Annotated in this window: 11 protein-coding genes; 8 read left to right on the forward strand and 3 right to left on the reverse strand. The window is 73.9% G+C overall.

What is annotated here, in order from left to right; genetic code table 11:
* Positions 1-734: 734 nt before the first annotated feature.
* The 4 genes from BX283_RS06375 (at position 735) to ccrA (ending at position 14,809) form a co-directional block, all read left to right on the forward strand.
* Positions 735-9,509, forward strand: coding sequence for a non-ribosomal peptide synthetase (locus tag BX283_RS06375; protein WP_101386670.1), 8,775 nt, complete (start codon positions 735-737; stop codon positions 9,507-9,509).
* Positions 9,502-13,308, forward strand: a complete 3,807-nt coding sequence (locus BX283_RS06380; protein ID WP_101386671.1) for a type I polyketide synthase — start codon at positions 9,502-9,504, stop codon at positions 13,306-13,308. Before BX283_RS06375 ends, BX283_RS06380 begins: the two co-directional genes overlap by 8 nt.
* Positions 13,309-13,385: 77 nt before the next feature.
* Positions 13,386-13,592, forward strand: coding sequence for an MbtH family protein (locus BX283_RS06385; RefSeq protein WP_180357078.1), 207 nt, complete (start codon positions 13,386-13,388; stop codon positions 13,590-13,592).
* Between the two features lie 56 nt (positions 13,593-13,648).
* Entirely contained in the window at positions 13,649-14,809 is a 1,161-nt protein-coding gene (gene ccrA / locus BX283_RS06390; protein ID WP_101392180.1) for a crotonyl-CoA carboxylase/reductase, read from the forward strand.
* Positions 14,810-14,835: 26 nt separating this feature from the next.
* Here ccrA and BX283_RS06395 read toward each other — a convergent pair whose 3' ends face one another.
* The 3 genes from BX283_RS06395 to BX283_RS06405 are packed head-to-tail and all read right to left on the reverse strand — an operon-like array spanning position 14,836 to position 17,286.
* On the reverse strand, positions 14,836-15,573 hold the full coding sequence (locus BX283_RS06395; RefSeq protein ID WP_257582097.1) for a 4'-phosphopantetheinyl transferase: 738 nt from the start codon (positions 15,571-15,573) through the stop codon (positions 14,836-14,838).
* Positions 15,566-17,035 (reverse strand): class I adenylate-forming enzyme family protein, encoded by a 1,470-nt coding sequence (locus tag BX283_RS06400; protein WP_101386673.1) that lies wholly within the window; start codon positions 17,033-17,035, stop codon positions 15,566-15,568. Before BX283_RS06400 ends, BX283_RS06395 begins: the two co-directional genes overlap by 8 nt.
* A complete protein-coding gene (locus BX283_RS06405) occupies positions 17,035-17,286 on the reverse strand; it encodes an acyl carrier protein (protein WP_101386674.1) in 252 nt (83 codons plus the stop codon). Before BX283_RS06405 ends, BX283_RS06400 begins: the two co-directional genes overlap by 1 nt.
* 98 nt (positions 17,287-17,384) lie before the next feature.
* On the opposite strand from BX283_RS06405, the gene paaA reads away from it, so the two are divergent.
* Genes paaA through paaD form a run of 4 tightly spaced genes read left to right on the forward strand, consistent with a single transcriptional unit; the run spans position 17,385 to position 20,038 of the window.
* A complete protein-coding gene (gene paaA, locus BX283_RS06410; protein ID WP_101386675.1) occupies positions 17,385-18,485 on the forward strand; it encodes a 1,2-phenylacetyl-CoA epoxidase subunit PaaA in 1,101 nt (366 codons plus the stop codon).
* Positions 18,482-18,784 carry a 1,2-phenylacetyl-CoA epoxidase subunit PaaB gene (paaB, locus tag BX283_RS06415; RefSeq protein ID WP_101386676.1) on the forward strand — a complete coding sequence of 101 codons (303 nt, stop codon included), beginning with the start codon at positions 18,482-18,484 and terminating at the stop codon, positions 18,782-18,784. The genes paaA and paaB overlap by 4 nt, the downstream gene beginning before the upstream one ends.
* Complete coding sequence (paaC, locus tag BX283_RS06420) at positions 18,774-19,547, forward strand: 1,2-phenylacetyl-CoA epoxidase subunit PaaC (protein ID WP_101386677.1); 774 nt, start codon at positions 18,774-18,776, stop codon at positions 19,545-19,547. Before paaB ends, paaC begins: the two co-directional genes overlap by 11 nt.
* Entirely contained in the window at positions 19,541-20,038 is a 498-nt protein-coding gene (gene paaD / locus BX283_RS06425; RefSeq protein ID WP_180357421.1) for a 1,2-phenylacetyl-CoA epoxidase subunit PaaD, read from the forward strand. Before paaC ends, paaD begins: the two co-directional genes overlap by 7 nt.
* The last annotated feature ends 6 nt before the right edge of the window (positions 20,039-20,044 follow it).

Below are 20,044 nucleotides of genomic sequence, written 5' to 3' on the forward strand. Positions count from 1 at the left end.
ACTTTCCCTCACGCATTGGTTCCCGGCCGTATTGGCCGATGCGCGGATCCCGAATCGCGCTTCAGTGAAGCGGCAATTCCATTCTCCCGCAAGGCCTTCAAGGAGCCTTGCCGAGTGACCTATCCCTCAGACCCACCCGAACCCTCCGCGCACACGGCCCGCTTCCGCAGCCGGGGGAATACCCAGGGTGCCCCGAAAGCTAACCGGAACGGAGCCACCTCCTTCGCCGCGCAAGCCGATTTGGCTCAACATCGGCCCTCGGCCGACCCCGCGAGGAGCTCGCATACAGCGGTTTCGCCAAGGCGGCACTTGCCAACAGCACGATTTTTTAACAGGTCATGGCCGATTCGTTGACGCAAACTGAACTTCGAAAGCTGGCCAAATCCGTACCGCCGTGCACATGACATCCAGCAGGGTGAACCCCCTAATTCAAGGGTTTTTGACGGTCCGTCGGGGACACGCCCGGGAGGTTGATCCTCTTGACCCGCCGACTTCTCCTCATGCAGGGTGGCTGTTCCGAGGAAGGCAGCGCCCGTCACGGCACCGCCGGCTCTCACCGGGATTCCGCCCCCGCAGCGGTATTTCGGCGATGCATTCCTTGCTTCCGTTCCCATGCACATTCCGCTCACCAGGTGGGCGGATCGCACGCGCCTGCCCAACGGCTTCCCAGCGAGGGCCCGCGGGCTCTTTCCGCGTGCCGCGAATTTCACAGACGCCTAATGAGGGTTGGTGCCATGTCTGTCCAGGAGGACACCAGTAGCCCGCTGACCGGAGCCCAGCAGGGACTCTGGTTCGCCCAGCGGCTCGACCCCGCGAACGCCGCCTACAACACCGCCGAGTACGTGGAGATCCACGGGCCCGTGGACACCGCGCTCTTCGAGACCGCGCTGCGCCGCACCGTCGGCGAGGCGCAGACCTTCGCCCTGCGGTTCACCGACACCGCCGACGGCCCCCGCTCCGCGCCGGCCGGCGGTGACGACTGGCCGCTGCGGCTGGTGGACGTCAGCGGCGAGGCGGACCCGCGCGCGGCAGCCGAGGCATGGATACGCGCCGACATGGCGACGGCCGCCGACCTCGCCGAGGGGCCGTTGTTCACCCACGCCCTCTTCACCGTGGCCCCCGACCGCTACTTCTGGTTCCTGCGCGCCCACCACATCCTCCTCGACGGCTACAGCTACAAGCTGGTCGCCCGGCGCCTGTCCGAGGTGTACGCGGCTCTCGCGGACGGCCGCGAGGTGCCCGAGTGCCCGTTCGCCCCGGTGAGCCGGCTGCTCGACGAGGAGACGGCCTACCGGGCCTCGGACCGCTTCGCGCGCGACCGCGCCTACTGGACCGGCCGGTTCGCCGACTCCCCCGGCGCCACCGGACTCACCGAGGCCGTCGCGCCGCCGGCCGCCTCCTTCCTGCGCCGCACCTCGCTGCTCTCCGCCGCCGCCACCGAGCGGCTGTCCACCGCGGCCGCGCGCCTGGGCGGGTCACGCAACGACCTCGTCGTCGCGGCCGTCGCCGCCTATCTGCACCGGGTCACCGCCCAGCACGACATCGTGCTCGGCCTGCCCACCATGAGCCGGCTCGGCTCCACCGCCCTGCGCACCCCCGGCACGGCGTCCAACATCCTGCCGCTGCGCCTCGCCGTCACCCCCGCCACCACGGCCGGTGAGCTCGTCGGGGCCGTCGCCGCGGAGTTACGCGACGTCCGCAGGCACCAGCAGTACCGGGCCGAAGACCTGCGCCGCGACCTCAAACTCATCGGCGGGGCACGGCGGTTGTACGGGCCGGTCGTCAACCTCGTCCCGTTCGACGAGGAGCCGCCCTTCGGCGGCCACCGCACCACCTCGCACCACCTGTCCGGCGGCGCCGTCGAGGACCTCCAGATCAACGTCCGCCCCGGCGCGGGCGGCGAGGGCCTGTGGATCGCCTTCGACGCCAACCCGGCCCTGTACACCGAGGCCGAACTCGAAGACCACCAGAGGCGGTTGCTGCTCCTGCTCGACCAGCTCGCCGAGGCCGACGCCGCCCTCCCGCTCGCCCGCACGAGCCTGCTACTGCCCGGTGAATCACCGCGGTACGCCACCGCCGAGGCCGCGCACACCGCGCCCGACGCCGTCCTGCCCACCCGCTTCGAGGCGCAGGCCGCCCGCAGCCCGCACGCCGTCGCCGTCACCTACGAGGGCGCCTCGCTGACCTACGCCGAGCTCAACGCCCGCGCCAACCGGATCGCCCGCCTGCTCGTCGAGCGCGGCGCCGGACCCGGGCAGGTGGTGGCCCTGGCACTGCCCCGCTCGGCGGAGCTCGTCGTCGCCCTGCTCGCCGTGGTCAAGTCCGGCGCCGCGTATCTGCCGCTGGACCCCGGCTACCCGGCCGAGCGCATCCGCGCGGTGGCCGAGGACGCCGCGCCCGCGCTGCTCGTCACCGACGCGGGCACCGCGCCGACGCTGCCGGAGACCGGCGCGGCCGCGGTGGTCGTCGGGGACGCGGCCGTCGAGCGCGACCTCGCGGCGCGCCCGGACACCGACCTCACCGACGCCGACCGCCCGGCGCCGCTCACCCCGCGCGACCCCGCGTACATCATCCACACCTCGGGCTCCACCGGCCGCCCCAAGGGCGTGGTGATCCCGCACTCCAACGTGGTGCGGCTCTTCGAGACGTCCGCCGCCCACTTCACCTTCGGCCCGGACGACGTGTGGACGCTCTTCCACTCGTACGCCTTCGACTTCTCCGTCTGGGAGATCTGGGGTCCGCTGCTGCACGGCGGCCGGCTCGTCGTCGTCCCGTACGACACCAGCCGCTCCCCGCGCGACTTCCTGCGGCTGCTGCGACGCGAGGGCGTCACCGTCCTCAACCAGACGCCGTCCGCCTTCCAGCAGCTCGTCCAGGCCGACCAGGAGGCCGGTGCCGAGGACGGCCCGCTCGCCCTGCGGTACGTGGTGTTCGGCGGCGAAGCCCTTGAGCCCGCGCATCTGCGCCCCTGGCTGGAGCGGCACGGCGACGAGTCGCCCGCCCTGGTCAACATGTACGGCATCACCGAGACCACCGTGCACGTCACCCATCAGCGCGTCACCCGCGAGCTGATCGAGGACCCGCGCGCCCGCAGCGTCATCGGCACCGCGCTCCCCGACCTTCGGGTGTACGTCCTCGACCACTGCCTCCAGCCGGTTCCGCCCGGCCGGGTGGGCGAGATGTACGTGGCGGGCCCCGGTCTCGCCCTCGGCTATCTGAACCGCCCCGAGCTGACCGCCGAGCGGTTCGTCGCCGACCCCTTCGGCGCCCCGGGCGAGCGGATGTACCGCACCGGCGACCTGGCCCGGCGTAGGGCCGACGGCACACTGGAGTACGCGGGCCGCTCCGACCAGCAGGTGAAGATCCGCGGCTTCCGGATCGAGCCCGGCGAGATCGAGGCCGCGCTCGTCGGCCACCCGGACGTGGCCCGCGCCGCCGTGGTCACCCGGGAGACCGAGGGAGCGGCCGACCGGATCCTCGTGGCGTACGCGGTCCCCGCCCCCGGATCGCGTCCGCAGCCGGTCGAACTGCGCGCCCATCTCGCCGAGTCGCTGCCCGAGCACATGGTGCCCAGCGTGTGCGTGATCCTGGACGCGCTGCCGCTGACGGCCAACGGCAAGCTGGACGCCAAGGCCCTGCCCGCGCCTGACTTCGCCGCCGCGGCCACCGGCACCACCCCGGCCACCGGGTCCCAGGCGCTGGTGTGCCGCCTCTACGAGGAGCTGCTGCGGCTGCCGGAGGGGACGGTCGGCGCCGAAGACAACTTCTTCGACCTGGGCGGCCACTCGCTGCTCGCCACCCGGCTGATGACCCGGCTGCGCTCGGCCACCGGCGCCGAGGTCTCCATGGCCGCGTTCTTCGCCCTGCCCACCCCGGCCGCGCTCGCCGCCCACGTCACGTCCGACGGACCCGGCGCCGACCGCCCGCCGCTGGTCCGCGCCGAGCAGCCGGACCCGGTGCCGCTCTCCGCCACCCAGCAGAGCATGTGGTTCCTCAACCAGCTGGACGGGGCGGCCGCCACGTACAACATTCCGCTGGTGGTGCCACTGGCCCGGGAGATCGACGTGGACGCCCTGCGGGCGGCCCTGTCCGACGTCGCCGACCGGCACGAGAGCCTGCGCACCCTGCTCCCGGAGACCGGCGGCACACCCCGCCAGGAGATAGCCGCGCCGGGCACCCTGCGGCCCGTGCTGCACGTGGTCGACTGCCCCGCGCAGGAGGTCGAGGCGTATGTCGCCCTCGCACGCGGGCACCGGTTCGACCTCACCCGGGACCAGCCGCTGTGGGCCGGTCTGTACGGAACCGGGGCGGCGCGCACGCTGGTGATCGTCCTGCACCACAGCGCGGCCGACGGCTGGTCGCTGCGCCCGCTGGCCGAGGACCTGTCCACCGCGTACGCGGCCCGCGCCGAGGGCCGCGATCCGAGCTGGGACGAGCTGCCGGTCCAGTACGCCGACTACGCGTTGTGGCAGCGCGAACTGCTCGCTGCCGACGGTAACTTGATGGCTCGTCAGCTCGACTTCTGGAAGGACGCGCTCGGCGGTCTTCCGGTCGAGATCCCGCTGCCCGCCGACCGGCCCCGCCCCCAGGCCCCGGGCCGTCGCGGCGGCCATCTGACCCTCGACGTCTCCCCCGAGCTGCACCGCGCCCTGCTGCGGCTCGGCGACGAGAGCGGCGCGAGTCTGTTCATGGTGCTGCAGAGCGCCCTGGCCGCCCTGCTCACCCGCTGGGGCGCGGGCACCGACATCCCCATCGGCACTCCCGTGGCCGGGCGCGCCGACGAGGCGCTCGACGACCTGATCGGCCTGATGGCCAACTCGCTGGTGCTGCGCACCGACACCTCGGGCGACCCCGAGTTCCGCGAACTGCTCGGCCGCGTACGGGACTTCGACCTGGCCGCCTACGACCACCAGGACCTGCCGTTCGACCGGCTCGTGGAGGAGCTCAACCCGGCCCGCACCCCGGCCCGCCACCCGCTCTTCCAGGTCATGCTCGCCCTGCAGAACAACACCGAGGCCGTGCTGCGGCTCGGCGGCAACGAGGCGCCGCTGCGGCCGAGCGCCACCGGCACCGCCAAGTTCGACCTCTTCGTGGACGTGGTGGAGCACCGCGCGCACGACGGCGCCGGGGACGGCCTCGCCTGCCACATCGAGTACGCCGCCGACCTGTTCGACCACCCGACCGTGGAGCGCGCGGCGCGGGCCCTGCACGCCCTGCTGACCGCTGTCGCCGACGACCCCGGTCTGCGCCTCGGCGCCCTGCCCGCCCCCGAGCCCGTGGTCCGGGCCGAGACGGCGGACGACGGGTTCGAACCGGCGGCCCTGGAGCGCGAACTCCTCGCCCGGGGCGATCTGCGCGACGCGGTGGCCGTGCCCGGCGCGGCCGGACGGCCGACCGTGTTCGCCGTACCGACCCGGGCCGCCGCGGCCGAGCAGGCGGCCCGCGCCCTGCGCCGCACCGACGCCGAGCGCGCGCCCCGGATCACCGCCGTCAGCGACCTGCCGAGGAAGCCCGACGGCACCCTGGACACCGAGGCGCTGGACCGGCTGCCCGTCGTCGACACCGAGGCCGCCGAGCAGTGGGAGCGCGGCCTGGCCGGGCTGCCGGGCGTCCGCTCGGCGACCGTGTCCCTGGAGGAAGTCACCGAGCAGCTCGGCCGGTTGTACATCGGCTCGTCCTCCGCGCGCACGGACGCCCCCGCGCACACCTCCGGCGCCGACGCCGGCCCGGCCGTCCCCGCGCTGAGCGAAGGCCCCGAGCTGCCCGAGCCGACGGTGGGCAGCTGGGCCGAGGCGCTGCGGCGGGCGGCCGAGGGCGGCCCGCACGCCGAGGTCGTCCACGTCCGCGCCGACGGCACCGAGACCCGCCGCAGCTACGCCTCGCTGATCGAGGAGGCCTCGCGCGTCCTGGGCGGTCTGCGCGAGCTCGGGCTCCGCCCCGGCGACCAGGTGATCCTCCAGTGCGAGGACACCGAGGACTTCCTCGCCACACTGTGGGGCTGCGTCCTGGGCGGCTTCGTCACCGTGCCGCTGACCGTCCCCGTCTCGTACGCGACGACGTCGGCGCCCCTGACCAAGCTGGAGGGCGTGTGGGAGATGCTCCACCGCCCGTGGATCATCACGTCCGCGTCCGGCGAGGCGGGGCTGCGCGACCTCGCCGCGCGGCGCGCGTGGGACGGCCTGCGGCTCACCACCACGGACGCCCTCCGCGAGGGTCCGGCCGACGGCGACTGGCACCCGGCCCGGCCCGACGACGTGGTGCTGATGCTGCTGACCTCGGGAAGCACCGGGCTGCCCAAGGCGGTCCGGCTCAGCCACCGCAACGTCCTGACCCGGGCCGCGGCCACCGCCTCCCTCAACTCCCTGACCGAGCACGACGTCTCGGTCAACTGGATCCCGCTCGACCACGTCACCGGTGTGGTCATGTTCCATCTGCGCGACGTCTATCTGGGCTGCCGCCAGGTGCACGCGCCGACGTCCTGGATCCTGGAGGACCCGCTGCGCTGGATGGACTTGGCGCACCGGCACCGGGCCACTGTCACCTGGGCCCCCAACTTCGCGTTCGGCCTGGTCAGCGAGCAGGCGCACCGGATGGCGGGGCGGCCCTGGGACCTCTCCCCGATGCGGCTGGTGATGAACGCGGGCGAGGTGGTCGTCGCCGCGACCGCCCGGCGCTGGCTGGAGGTGATGAAGCCGTTCGGGCTGCCGCAGGACGTCATGCACCCGTGCTGGGGCATGTCCGAGACCTCCTCGGTGGTCACCGACACCGTGCTCACGGCCGAGCCGCTGCCCGGCGAGGAGACGTTCGTCAGCTGCGGGCTGCCCTACCCGGGCTTCGCCATGCGGATCGTGGACGACCAGGACCGTATCGTCGCGGAGGGCACCGCGGGCCGGCTCCAGGTACGCGGCACCACCGTGACCGCCGCCTACCACGACAACCCGAAGGCGAACGCCGAGTCGTTCACCCCCGACGGCTGGTTCGAGACCGGCGACCTGGCCTTCCTGCGCTCCGGCGAGCTCTACATCACGGGCCGCGCCAAGGACGTCATCATCGTCAACGGCGTCAACCACTACAGCCACGAGATCGAGTCCTGCGTCGAGGAACTGCCCTTCGTGGTACGGAGTTTCACCGCCGCCTGCGCGGTGCGCACCGACCCCTCGGCGGGCACCGACGAGCTCGCGCTCTTCTTCCACGTCGAGGAGGGCACCGACGTCACCCAGGCGCTGCGCGCCGTCCGCGGCAAGGTCACCCGGGAGATCGGCATCAGCCCCGCGCATCTGATGCCGGTCGAGGCGGCCGTGATCCCCAAGACGGAGATCGGGAAGATCCAGCGGACCCAGCTGCGCAAGCGGTTCGAGGCGGGCGAGTTCGACAAGGTCGCCCAGGCCTCGGAGATCCTGCTGGGCAGCACCGCGACCGTGCCGGACTGGTTCCTGCGCCCGGTGTGGCAGCGCGCCGAGCGCGTCCACGCCCCGGCCGCACCCGGCGGGCACACCCTGGTGCTGGCCGGGCGGCACGCACCGGCCGCCGAGGTGGCCGACGCCGTCGCGGAGCGGCTGCGGGCGCGGGGCGCCCGGTGCACGGTGGTCACCGCCGGGCCGGAGTTCGCCCGGCTCGACGCCGCCGCCTACCGGATACGTGTCGACGCCGCCGAGGACTACGGTCGCCTGCTCGACGGACTCGCGGCGGACGACCGGCCCGTGGACACCGTCCTGCACCTGGGCGCGCTCGGCACCGCGAGCGGCGAACCGGAGAGCGTGGGCGAGCTGCTCGACGCCCAGCGCGACGGCGCCGACGCGCTGCTCTGCCTCGCCCAGGCCCTGACGGCCCGTCACACCTCGGGCCGCCGGGTCGCCGTCCACTTCGTCGGTGTGGAGGGCCAGGCGGTGCGCCCGGGCGAGCGCCCCTCGTACGCGCACGGCGCCGTCGGCGGACTCCTCAAGAGCCTGCGCGAGGAGCTGCCGTGGCTGAGCACCGTCCAGGTGGACCTGGCGGCGGGCGTCGGCGTGGCGGAGAGCGCCGAGCTGCTGCTCGCGGAGGCCGCCGCGCCGGTGGCCGACGCCGAGGTGGCCTTCCGTGACGGGCAGCGCTGGATCCGCCGCCTCGCCCCGCTGCCCGATCCCCTGCCGCGCACCCCGGTGCCCGTCGCCGACGGGTTCCGCCTCGTCAGCGGCGGTCTGGGCGGAGTGGCCGGGCGGCTCGCGGAGCACCTGCTCAGGACGCCGGGCACCCGGCTGCTGCTGGTCGGGCGCACCCAACTGCCCGACGAGGACAGCTGGGACAAGCACCTCGCCGAGGGCGGGGCGCTCGCCCGCCGGATCGAGACGTACCGGAGCCTGCGCGAGCTGGGCGACGTGCGGTACGCGAGCGCCGACATCACCGACCTGGACGCGCTGCGCGCCGTCGTCGACGAGGCGTCCGCCGCCTGGTCGGCCCCGCTGGCCGGAGTTGTGCACCTGGCGGGCCGCTTCGAGCAGCGGGCGGTGGCCGATCTGGGCCTGGAGGAGTGGCGCGCGGCGCTGGCCGCGAAGGTCACTGGCGGCTGGGCGCTGCACCGGCTCGCCCAGGAGCACACGGTCCGCTCGTTCGTCTCGTTCTCCTCGGTCAACGGCTACTTCGGCGGCTCCATGAGCAGCTCGTACGCCGCCGCCAACGCGTTCCTCGACGCCCTCGCCGCCCATCAGCGGGGCGCCGGCCTGGACGCGCAGAGCCTGGCCTGGAGCATGTGGGACGAGCTCGGCATGAGCGAGGGGTACGGCCTCAAGTCGCTGACGGAGGCGCGCGGTTACCGCGTCCTGGACACCTCCGCCGCACTGCGCTCCTTCGACCTGGCCCGCACCCTGGACGAGCCGCACCTGCTGATCGGCACGGACCGGGCCATGCCCTGGGTGCGCGGCCACGTCCAGGCGCCGCCGCGCCCGGTGCACCGTCTGGCGGGCCGGGTGGTCCTGGAGGACGAGGCCGACCTCGGCGCCCTGTACACGGCGGCCGGGAAGTCCGCCGACGCGGCCGGGGCGAGCGGCAACTGGGTGCTGCGCGCGGCCGGTTCGGCCACGGCCGAGACGGCCGGTGCCACGGACGACTCCGCCGAGGGGCTGCGCCGCCTGGAGAAGATCCTCAGCACCATCTGGTGCCGGGTCCTGGAGCGCGACCGGGTCGGTGTCGAGGAGAACTTCTTCGACCTCGGCGGCCACTCGCTGCTCCTGGTCCGCGCCCAGGGCGCGGTCAACGAGGAACTCGGCTGCGACCTGAGCGTGGTGGACCTCTTCAGCCACCCCAGCGTCCGGGCGCTGGCCCGCCACCTCACCGACATCGGCGCCGGCGGCACCGCACCCGCCGACGCCGTGACCGCCACGGCGCCGGGCAGCGCCCCGGCCACCGGACTCGACCGCGTACGGCAGCGGGCCGAGCGCCAGCGCGCCGCCCGGGCGTCCCGCCGCCCCGCCCCGAACACCCCGCACACCGAGCACGAAGGACCCCGTAACGATGGATCCCGCAACGATGGATGAGACGGACGGGCAGGAGTACGGGCCCGACACGGCGATCGCGGTCGTCGGCATGGCGGCGCGCTTCCCCGGCGCCGACACGGTCGAGGAGTTCTGGCAGAACCTCGCGGCCGGGCGGGAGTCGATCCGGCCCATCAGCGACGAGGAGTTCCTGGCGGCGGGCGGCGACCCCGCGGGCCTGGCCGACCCGGACCTGGTGCGGATGGCCTCGGTGGTCGAGGGCATCGACCGGTTCGACTCCGCCTTCTTCGGCTACAGCCCGGCCGAGGCCGAGGTCATCGACCCGCAGCAGCGCCTGCTCCTGGAGTGCGCCTACCACGCCCTGGAGGAGGCGGGATACGCCGACGGGCACGGCGACCTCCAGGTCGGTGTGTACGCCGGGGCGGGCGACAGCCGCTACTACCCGGGCCACGTCCACCCCCGCTTCGCCGGGCAGAGCGCCTCGGTCGCCCTGGTCCACGCGGCCACCAGCAACTCGCTGGGCACCCTGGCTACCCGGATCTCGTACGAACTGGGACTGACCGGGCCCAGCCTGTCGCTCCAGACGGCGTGTTCCACCGCGCTCGTCGGGATCCACACCGCCTGCCAGGACCTGATCGACTTCCGGTGCGACGTCGCGCTGGCCGGGGCCGCCTCCCTCAACCCGTCGGCCATGCTCGGCTACCGGCATGTGCCCGACGGGCCGTTCTCGCCGGACGGGCGCTGCCGGGCGTTCGCCGCCGACGCGGCGGGCACCTCCTCGGGCGACGGCGTGGGCATGGTGGTCCTCAAGCGCCTGGAGGACGCCCTCGCCGACGGCGACCGCATCCGCGCGGTGATCCGGGGCTCGGCCATCAACAACGACGGCCGCCGCAAGGTGGGTTTCACCGCGCCCAGCACCGAGGGCCAGACGGAGGCGATCCTCGCCGCGCAGGTCGCCGCGGGCATCGACGCGGACTCGATCGGCTATGTGGAGGCCCATGGCACCGCCACCCGCATCGGGGACCCCATCGAAGTGGCCGCCCTGACCCGGGCGTTCCGCGAGAGCAGCGACCGCAGGCAGTTCTGCGCCCTGGGGTCGGTCAAGAGCAACATCGGCCACCTGGGCGCCGCCGCCGGGATCGCGGGCTTCATCAAGATCGTGCTGGCCCTGGAGCACCGGCAGATACCGCCGACCCTCCACTTCGAGCAGCCCAACCCGCTGATCGACTTCGCGGCGAGCCCGTTCCGGGTCCCCACCGCCCTGGAGGAGTGGGACTCCGGTTCCGGGCCGCGCCGGGCCGCCGTCAGCGCGTTCGGGGTCGGCGGCACCAACGCCCATGTGATCGTGGAGGAGGCACCGCCCGCCCCGCCCGCACCGGCCCCGCGCCAGGAGGAGGACCCGCGCTGGCACGTGCTGCCGCTCTCCGCCCGCACCCCGGGCGCCCTGCGCGGCCAGGCCGCCGCCCTCGGGCGCCACCTCACCGAGCACCCCGGGCTCGACCTGGCGGACGTCGCCCACACCCTGCGCACCGACCGCCCCGCCATGCCCCACCGGGCGGCGGTGGCGGCGCAGAGCACCGAGCAGGCCGCGCGGATCCTGCTGCACCCGCTCCAGGCCCCCGCCGAGGTGCGCGGCGAGGACGCCCCGCCGGTCGCGTTCCTGCTGCCCGGCGGCGGCACCCAGTACATCGGCATGGGCGCCGGGCTCTACCGCGATCTGCCGGTCTACCGGGACGCCGTCGACCGCTGCGCCGCGATCCTGCGGCCGGTGACCGGCCGCGATCTGCGCACCGCGCTGTACGAGCGGACCGAACCCGGGGGCGTGGACGCCTTCCTGGCCCTGGTGGTCACCGAATACGCCCTGGCCACCGCGCTGATGGAGCACGGGGTGCGGCCCGCCGCGTTCATCGGGCACTCGCTGGGCGAGTACACCGCGGCCACGCTGGCCGGGGTGATGACGCCCGAGGAGATGCTGCCGCTGGTCGCGGAGCGGATCCGGCTGATCGCCTCGGCCGGGGGCGCCACCGTGGGCGTGGCGCTGGGCGAGGAGGCGCTGCGCGGCTACCTCACCGACGACCTGTCGCTGGCGGCCGTCAACGGCCCGGCCGCCTGTACGGTCGCGGGGCGCGCGGACGCGGTGGCGGCTCTGGAGGCGCGGCTGCTCGCGGACGAGGTGGCCTTCCGCAGGCTGCGGATGCCCGCGGCCGCGCACTCGCACGTCCTGGACCCGATCCTGCCCGCCTTCGCGGACGCCCTGCGGACGGTGTCCCTGCGGGCGCCCGAGATCCCGTACATCACCAACGTCACCGGCTCCTGGGTCACCGACGAGCAGGCGACGAGCGTCGAGCACTGGCTCGACCACACCCGCCGCACGGTCCGGTTCACCGACGGCATCGCCTCGCTGTGGGAGCGCGGCAACCCTCTGTTCGTGGAGATCGGCCCGGGCGACAGCCTCGCCAAGCTGGCCGGGGCGCGGCTCGGGGACGCACCGGTGACCACCGTCCCCACCATGCGCCACGCCAAGGCCGCGAGCCCTGACGGGCAGGTCTTCGCGGAGGCCCTCGGCCGGCTGTGGAGCGCGGGCGTGCCCGCCGACATCACCGGCCCCGAGGAGGCGCGCGAGCCGCGCCGGGTGCCGCTGCCGGGGTACGCCTTCGAGCGGCGCCGCCACTGGATCGACGCGCCGGGCGCCAGGCCGCCCGCCGGCGCGGACGAGGACGCGGCGCCGGGCGGGGGCTCCGGCCGGGCGCCCCGGCCCTACCTGACGACCGAGTACGCCGCGCCCCGGACCCCCCAGGAGCGCGCCGTGGCCGGGCACTGGGAGGAGGCCCTGGGCATCGAGGGCATCGGCGTCCACGACAACTACTTCGACCTGGGCGGCGACTCGATGCGCGCCGTGATCCTCGCGGGCCGGATGCGCGCCGAGGGGGTCCTGGACGTCCCGGCCGCCGCCTTCCTGTCGGCGCCCACCGTCGCGGGGCTCGTCGCGCTCGCCGGGCGCGGCGGCGCGGCCGGGCGGGACGCGTTCGCCCCCCTGCTGCCGCTGCGCGCCGACGGCGACCAGCGCCCGCTGTTCTGTGTGCACCCCGGCGCGGGCATCGCCTGGCGCTACACCGGTCTGCTGCCCCACCTCGGGGCCCGCCAGCCGGTCTACGGCCTCCAGGCGCACGGCCTGGACGGCACACGGGAGCCGGCCGCCGACGCCAAGGACATGGTCGACTCCTACCTCGCCCATCTGCGCGAGGTGCAGCCGGAGGGCCCGTACCGGCTGATGGGCTGGTCCTACGGCGGGTTCGTCGCCCATGCGATGGCCACCGCGCTGCAACGGCAGGGCGAGGAGGTCGAGTTGCTGGCCATGCTGGACGCCCCGCTCACCCAGGACGAGGCCGCCGACCCGGCCGCGACCGAGCGCCAGGTGGCGTCCCTGCTCGTCCGCGTCGCGGGCCTGGAGATGCCCGGCGGCGGGGCGGGCGACGTCGACGAGGTGATCCGGCTGATCGACGAGGACGGCGCGGAGCGCGGATCTTCGCCGGTGACCCGCGAGGAGGCGCTCGCGATCGCCCGGGTGATGCGCAACAACCTCGCGGTGGCCCCCGGGTTCGCCCCCGAGGTGTTCCGCGGCGACGTGCTCTTCTTCAGCGCCACCGAGGACGCCGGCGCTCCCGCCGACCCGGCCGACCTGTCGCTGGCGACCGGAAAGGCCGACAGCTGGCGCCCGTACGTGGGTGGCACCCTCACCGACCACACCGTGCCCTGCGGCCACTACGAGATGACCGAGCCGGAGCCGATGGCCCGCATCGGCGCGGTGCTCGCCGCCGCCCTGCGGCCCGCCGCCGGATGACCACCCGAACGCCGTGCCGCACATCGGACCGTGCGGCACGCCGCGGCCCCGGCCGCGCAGCAACGAAGGGAACAACCGTGCCAAGTCCGTTCGAGCCCCGCGGCGAGGACGAGCCCTCGCACCTGGTGCTCGTCAACGCGGCGGGAGAGCACTCCCTGTGGCCCGCGTTCGCCGCCGTACCGGCCGGGTGGGACGTCACCGGACCCGCCGCCGCCCACGATGCCTGCCTCGCCCGCCTGGCGCGGGCACCCCATCCCGCGACCCCATCAGGAGCGACCCCGTGACCCAGGACCTGTACGAACTCGGTGACGCGCCGCCGCTGGGCGAGGCGCCCAAGCGCATGTACGCCTCGCTCATCCGGCCCGAGCGCTACGGGCCGCCCATCGGCGCCTTCCGTACCGAGGTCGTCGACGTGCCCCCGGTCGGGCCCGGCCAGGTGCTCATCAAGGTGATGGCGGCGGGCGTCAACTACAACAACGTGTGGGCCTCGCTCGGCGACCCGGTCGACGTCATAGCCGCCCGGCAGAAGCGCGGCGCCGTCGAGGACTTCCACATCGGCGGCTCCGACGCGTCCGGCATCGTCTGGGCGGTCGGCGAGGGCGTGCGCCTCAAGCCCGGCGACGAGATCGTGCTGCTCGCCAGCGTGTGGGACGAGAGCGCCGAGGACATCCGGCTCGGCGCCGACCCCTGCACCTCGTCCTCGCAGAGCGTGTGGGGGTACGAGGAGAACTACGGGTCGTTCGCGCAGTTCGCCGTCGTCGACGAGTACCAGTGCCACCCCAAGCCCAAGCGGCTCTCCTGGGCGCAGGCCGCCTGCTACATGGCGACCGCCGCCACCGCCTACCGCCAGCTCTTCGGCTGGGAACCGCACACCGTGCGCCCCGGCGACGTGGTGCTGATCTGGGGCGGGGCGGGCGGCCTCGGCTGTATGGCGATCCAGATGGTCAAGCAGCGCGGCGGCATCCCCATCGCGGTGGTCTCCAGCGACGAACGCGGCGAGTACTGCGTGGAGCTGGGCGCCAAGGGCTACATCAACCGCCGCGACTTCGACCACTGGGGCCGGCTGCCGGACACCTCCGACGACGAGGCGATGGCCCGGTGGCTCAAGGGCGCCCGCGCGTTCGGCCGCCGCTTCTGGGAGGTCCTCGGCGAGCGCCGGGCCCCCAGGATCGTCCTGGAGCACTCCGGCGCCGACACCATCCCGACCTCGATGTACCTGTGCGACAACGCGGGCATGGTCGTCATCTGCGGCGGCACCACCGGCTACAACGGCGATGTGGACCTGCGGTTCCTGTGGATGCGCCAGAAGCGGCTGCAGGGCTCCCACGTATCCAATGCCCGCGAGGCCCGCGAGGTGACCGCCATGATCGACCAGGGCCTGCTCGACCCGTGCCTGTCGCTCACGCTCGGCTTCGAGGAGATCGGCAAGGCCCACCAGCTGATCCACGACAACCAGCATCCGGCGGGCAACATGGCGGTTCTGGTCAACGCCAAGGCGTAGTAAGGCGGTTGGGCCGTCGCACCCGTTCACACCACGGGTGCGACGGCCCAGCTGAACACGCCCGGCCCGGCCGGGCGCACCCGTACGTCGATGACCTGGCCCGGCAGCCCTCTCGGCCAGGCGCGGAAGCCTCCCGGGACCGGGCTGGTGGCCATGGCGAGGAGGGTCGCGGGTGCCTCACCGCCGAGCAGGGTGCTGAACGCCTTGAACGCCGCCTCCTTGGCCGAGAAGACGGCGAGAAGGCGGCTCTCGGCGTCGGCCGCCGTGGGATCGAGGCCGGTGCGCTCGTCGGGGCCGAGCACCAGGTGCGCGCTGTTCAGCGGCAGACCGCGCAGTTCGAGGTCGCAGCCCAGGGCGTGGACGCGCGCGCCCGGCGCGGCCAGGGCGACGGCCAGACCACCGGAGTGGCTGATCGAGCCCTCGAATCCGGCGGGGAAGAGCGGCCGTCGGCCGGAGCGGCGCAGCTCGCCCGCCGAGTGCCCCGCCTCGGCCAGCGCCCGCCGGGCGGCGCACCGTCCGGCGAGGAAGTCACGGCGGCGCGGGGACGCCATCGCCGCGGCCGCCGCCCACTCCCCCGGCCCGGCCGGGCGCACCCGCGGATCGTCGACGCGGACCACTCCGAGCGAGAGCCCCTCGGCACGCAGGGCGGGGCGCAGCAGGAGCACCGCGCGTTCGGCGCCCGCCAGGCCGGAGGCAGGGTCCGGCCGGGCGGTACCCGCGCCGGGCACCAGGTCCGTCTCACCGCGCCCCGCAGCGTCACGCACGCAGCAGCTTTTTGATGATCTTCCCGGCCGGGTTGCGGGGCACCTGGTCGATGAACTCGATACGCCGGGGGCGCTTGTACGAGGCCAGGCGCTGGGCCAGGTACTTCTGCAACTCGACCGTCCCGGTGCCCTCTTCGACGACGACGTACGCGAGCGGGACCTCGCCGAAGTCCTCGTCCGGCACCCCGACGACCGCCGCGTCGCGCACCGCCGGGTGGGCCTGGAGGGCGCGCTCGATCTCCGAGGGGTACACGTTCTGACCGGCCCGGATGATCAGGTCCTTGCTGCGGTCGATCAGCCGGATGAGGCCGTCGCGGTCGATGAACCCGAGGTCGCCTGTGCGGATCCAGCCGTCGACGGTGATCTCGGCCGTGGCGGCCTCGTCGCCCCAGTAGCCGCGCATCAGACCGGGGCCGCGTACGCAGATCTCCCCGATGTCGCCGGGTTCGACCTCCTGGCCCTGTGCGTCCAGGGCGCGCGCGGACATACCGGGGATGACCCGGCCGGCCGGGATCACCTCGGCCACCGCGCCGGGCTCCGGGTGCTCGTCGGGGCCGAGCGTGACGAACGGGCCGCCGACCTCGGTCATCCCGTACACCTGGCGGAATCCGCAGCCGAGCCGCTCGACGGCCTCGGCGTAGATGTCGGGAGGCATGGGCGCGGCCCCGTACAGGATCTCGCGCAGGGTCGAGAGGTCCGCGGTCTCGGCGGACTTCGCGCGCAGCAGGAAGCGCAGCATCTGCGGGACGAGCCAGACGTGGGTGGCGCGGTGGGTCTCGATGGCGGCCAGCGCGGTCTGCGGTTTGAAGCCGGGCATCAGGACGACGGTCGCGCCCGCGGCCATATAGGTCAGCGAGACGACCATGCTGCCGTGGTAGAGCGGGCAGCAGTTGACCAGCACCATGTCGTCGGCGGGCCGGGCCACGGCGAGCCAGCCGAGCGCGATGGCCCGGAACGAGGCGTGGTCGACGGTGACGCCTTTGGCCTGGCCGGTCGTCGCCGAGGTGTGCAGGATCGCGGCGGGGGCGTCGTCCGGGATGTCGTCGAGCGCCGGTCCGCCCTCGGCGCCGAGCGCGGCGAACGCCTCGTCGTCCAGGGGGATGCGCGTGCGCACCGGCAGATCGGGGTGGCGGGCCAGCAGCGCGGACTCGCCGATCACGGCGACGGCGCCGGTGCGTTCGACGATCCCGGTCACCTCGGCCGGCGTCAAGCTGTGGTTGAGCGGGACGAAGAGCGCCCCGATCCGGGCCAGCGCGAAGTAGGACTCCAGGACCTCGACGCGGTCCAGGGAGAGCACGGCGACGCGGTCGCCGCGCCGGATGCCGAGCCCGGCGAGCCCATGGGCGAGGCTGACGCCCCGGTCGTGGAACTGGGCCCAGGTGACGGAGCGGTGCTCGTCCACCAGGGCCGTCCGGTCCGGGAAGCACTGGCGGTTGCGCTCCGCCAACTGGGTCAGCCACATCAGGCGGCGCCCTGCTGCGGGGTGGCGGCGTCGCGGCCGGCGATGAACCGCTCGTAGTCCGCGATGGTGGTCAGGCCCTCCATGTCCTCGGCCGTCACCTCGACGCCGGTGCGCTGCTCGATGAGCAGGATGAGGCGGACCAGGTCCCCGGAGTCGATCCCGCTGGCGCTGAGGTCCTCGTCGTCCCCGATCGCCTCGGCGAACTCCGGCGTCCCGGTCAGCTCGACCAGCATCGTCCTGATGGTGCTCATGGCATACCCCTCTCGTTGCACTGACTACCGAAGAGAGAGGCGCACTTGAGCACGCACACTCCCCCGCCCCCGCGTGACCTTCGTCACGGGCCAACGGCATGTGCGCGGGGATTGAACGCCCCAGGTCAGACCTCTTCATCTGTGAAGGCACCGCCACCGCGGCGGTCCGGGACGAAGGGGTGGTCGACGGCGTGGAGCAGCTCAACGCGCACTTCGAGGCGCTGCTCGCGGCCGGGGAGCAGATCGAGCCCCGGGACTGGATGCCGGACGGCTACCGGCGGATGCTGGTCCGGCAGATCTCCCAGCACGCGCACTCCGAGATCATCGGTATGCAGCCCGAGGGCTCCTGGCTCACCCGGGCGCCCTCGCTCCACCGCAAGGCCAGTCTGCTGGCCAAGGTGCAGGACGAGGCGGGCCACGGGCTCTACCTCTACTCGGCGGCGGAGACCCTCGGGGTGTCGCGCGCCGACCTCCTGGACGCGCTGCACAGCGGCCATCAGCGCTATGCGGCCACCTTCAACCACCCGGCCCTGACCTGGGCCGACACCGGGGCCATCGCCTGGCTCACGGACGGCGCGGCCGTCGTCAACCAGGCACCGCTGTGCCACACCTCGTACGGCCCGTACGCCCGGGCGATGCGCCGGGTGTGCCAGGAGGAGGCGTTCCACGTCCGCCAGGGCTACGACGTGCTGTGGTCGCTGTGCCAGGGCACGCCCGAGCAGAAGGAGATGGCGCAGGACGCCGTCAACCGCTGGTGGCTGCCGGCGGTGGCGCTGATGTTCGGCCCGCCGGACACCGTGGCGGGCGGCGCCGACGACCGCACCGCGGCGATGGGCGCCGCCGTGTCGCAGCGCTCGATGGCCTGGGGCATCAAACGGCACACCAACGACGAGCTGCGCCAGCGGTTCGTCGACAACTGCGTGCCGCAGGCGGAGCGGATGGGGGTGACCCTGCCCGACCCGGCGATCCGCTGGAACGAGGAGCGGGGGCACTACGACTTCAGCCCGATCGACTGGCAGTTGTTCCGCGGCGCGCTCGGCGACGGCTCGCAGTGCGCGCGCCAGCGCCTCGCCCACCGGGTGGCGGCGCACGAGGACGGCGCCTGGGTGCGCGAGGCGGTCGACGCGTACGCGGCCCAACTGGACGACGGCGAGCTGGAGTTCGCGGAACTGGACGACGAGGGAAGGCGCGTGTCATGAGTGAGCGGTCCGCACGGGTGCTGACGCCGTGGGAGGTGTTCATCCGGCCGCGCCGGGGCCTGGCGCACCAGCACGTGGGCTCGGTCCACGGGGCCGACGCCGACATGGCGCTGGCCAACGCCCGGGATCTGTACACCCGTCGGGGCGAGACGGTCTCGGTGTGGGTGGTGCGCTCCGACTCGGTGCACGCCGCCTCGCCGAGCGAGAAGGACCCGTTCTTCAGCAACGCCGCCCACAAGCCGTACCGGTACCCCGAGCACTACATCCCGTTGAACGAGGAAAGCGGCCATGACGGCTGAGCACACTGGTGAGGACACGGATCTGGCCGAGTACGTCCTGCGCCTGGGCGACGACGCGCTGGTGCTGTGCCAGCGGCTGTGCGCCCTGGTGACCCGGGCGCCCACCATCGAGGAGGACCTGGCGCTCGCCAACATCGCGCTCGACCTGCTCGGCCACGCCCGCACCCTGCTCGCGTACAGCGGCAGGCTCGACGGGACCGGCCGCGACGAGGACGAACTGGCCTACCACCGCACCGAGCGCCAATTCCGCAGCGCGCTCCTGATGGAGCTGGAGCCCGGCGACTTCGCGGTGACGATCGCCCGCCAGCTGGTGTACGCGCACTACAGCAGGCTGCTGTGGAGCGCCCTGGAGAAGTCCGGCGACGACACCCTCGCCGCCTTCGGCGCGCGGGCGGCCAGGGAGGTCGAGTACCACCAGATGCACGCCGACCAGTGGACCGTGCGACTGGGCCGGGGCACCGCCGAGAGCCGCCGCCGGATACAGGCCGGGCTCGACCTGGTCTGGCCGTACGCGGCCGAACTCTTCGAGCGGGACGCGCTGGCGGACCGGCTGGACGCGGCGGGGACCGCGGTCGCCCCGGCGCGGCTGCGCGAGGAGTGGGAGCGCGAGGTCGCCGCCGTCCTCGACGACGCGCGCCTGACGCTGCCCAAGCCCTCGTGGCAGGCGACGGGCGGCCGGGACGGGCTGCACACCGAGGCGTTCGCGCCGCTGCTCGCCGAGTTCCGCTCGGTACGCCTCCAGTACCCGGGAGGCACCTGGTGAGCGCCGTCCGGCTGGACGCCGACGCGGTGCGGGCCCGGGTGAACACCGTGCCCGACCCCGAACTCCCGATGATCTCGCTGGCCGATCTGGGCGTCATCCGCGCGGTGGAGGCGACGGACGACGGCACTCTGGAGGTCGTGATCACTCCGACCTACCTGGGCTGCCCGGCGATGCCCGCGATCGAGGCCGGGATCCGGGCCGTGCTCACCGAGAGCGGCCACCCCGACGCACGGGTGCGGCAGGTGCTCTCGCCCGCCTGGACCACCGACTGGATCACCGACGAGGGCCGCCGCAAGCTCTCCGAGCACGGCATCGTGCCGCCCGGCCCCGCCGGGGCGCCCCTGCCGGTCCGGATCGGCCTGGGCGCGCCCTGCCCGCACTGCGGCTCGGTGGCGACCCGGCCGCAGAGCCACTTCGGCGCGACCCGCTGCCAAGCCGTCCTGGTGTGCACCTCGTGCCAGGAGACCTTCGCGCATCTGAAGGCGATGTGACGCACC

The organism is Streptomyces sp. TLI_146, from assembly GCF_002846415.1.
Lineage (GTDB): Bacteria > Actinomycetota > Actinomycetes > Streptomycetales > Streptomycetaceae > Streptomyces.

Excerpts from the sequence above, each read along its gene's own strand:
- BX283_RS06375 (WP_101386670.1), top strand. The coding sequence starts at position 735 with ATGTCTGTCCAGGAGGACACCAGTAGCCCGCTGACCGGAGCCCAGCAG.
- BX283_RS06380 (WP_101386671.1), top strand. The coding sequence starts at position 9,502 with ATGGATGAGACGGACGGGCAGGAGTACGGGCCCGACACGGCGATCGCG.
- ccrA (WP_101392180.1), top strand. The coding sequence starts at position 13,649 with ATGTACGCCTCGCTCATCCGGCCCGAGCGCTACGGGCCGCCCATCGGC.
- BX283_RS06400 (WP_101386673.1), bottom strand. The coding sequence starts at position 17,035 with ATGTGGCTGACCCAGTTGGCGGAGCGCAACCGCCAGTGCTTCCCGGAC.
- BX283_RS06405 (WP_101386674.1), bottom strand. The coding sequence starts at position 17,286 with ATGAGCACCATCAGGACGATGCTGGTCGAGCTGACCGGGACGCCGGAG.
- paaA (WP_101386675.1), top strand. The coding sequence starts at position 17,385 with ATGTGCGCGGGGATTGAACGCCCCAGGTCAGACCTCTTCATCTGTGAA.
- paaB (WP_101386676.1), top strand. The coding sequence starts at position 18,482 with ATGAGTGAGCGGTCCGCACGGGTGCTGACGCCGTGGGAGGTGTTCATC.
- paaC (WP_101386677.1), top strand. The coding sequence starts at position 18,774 with ATGACGGCTGAGCACACTGGTGAGGACACGGATCTGGCCGAGTACGTC.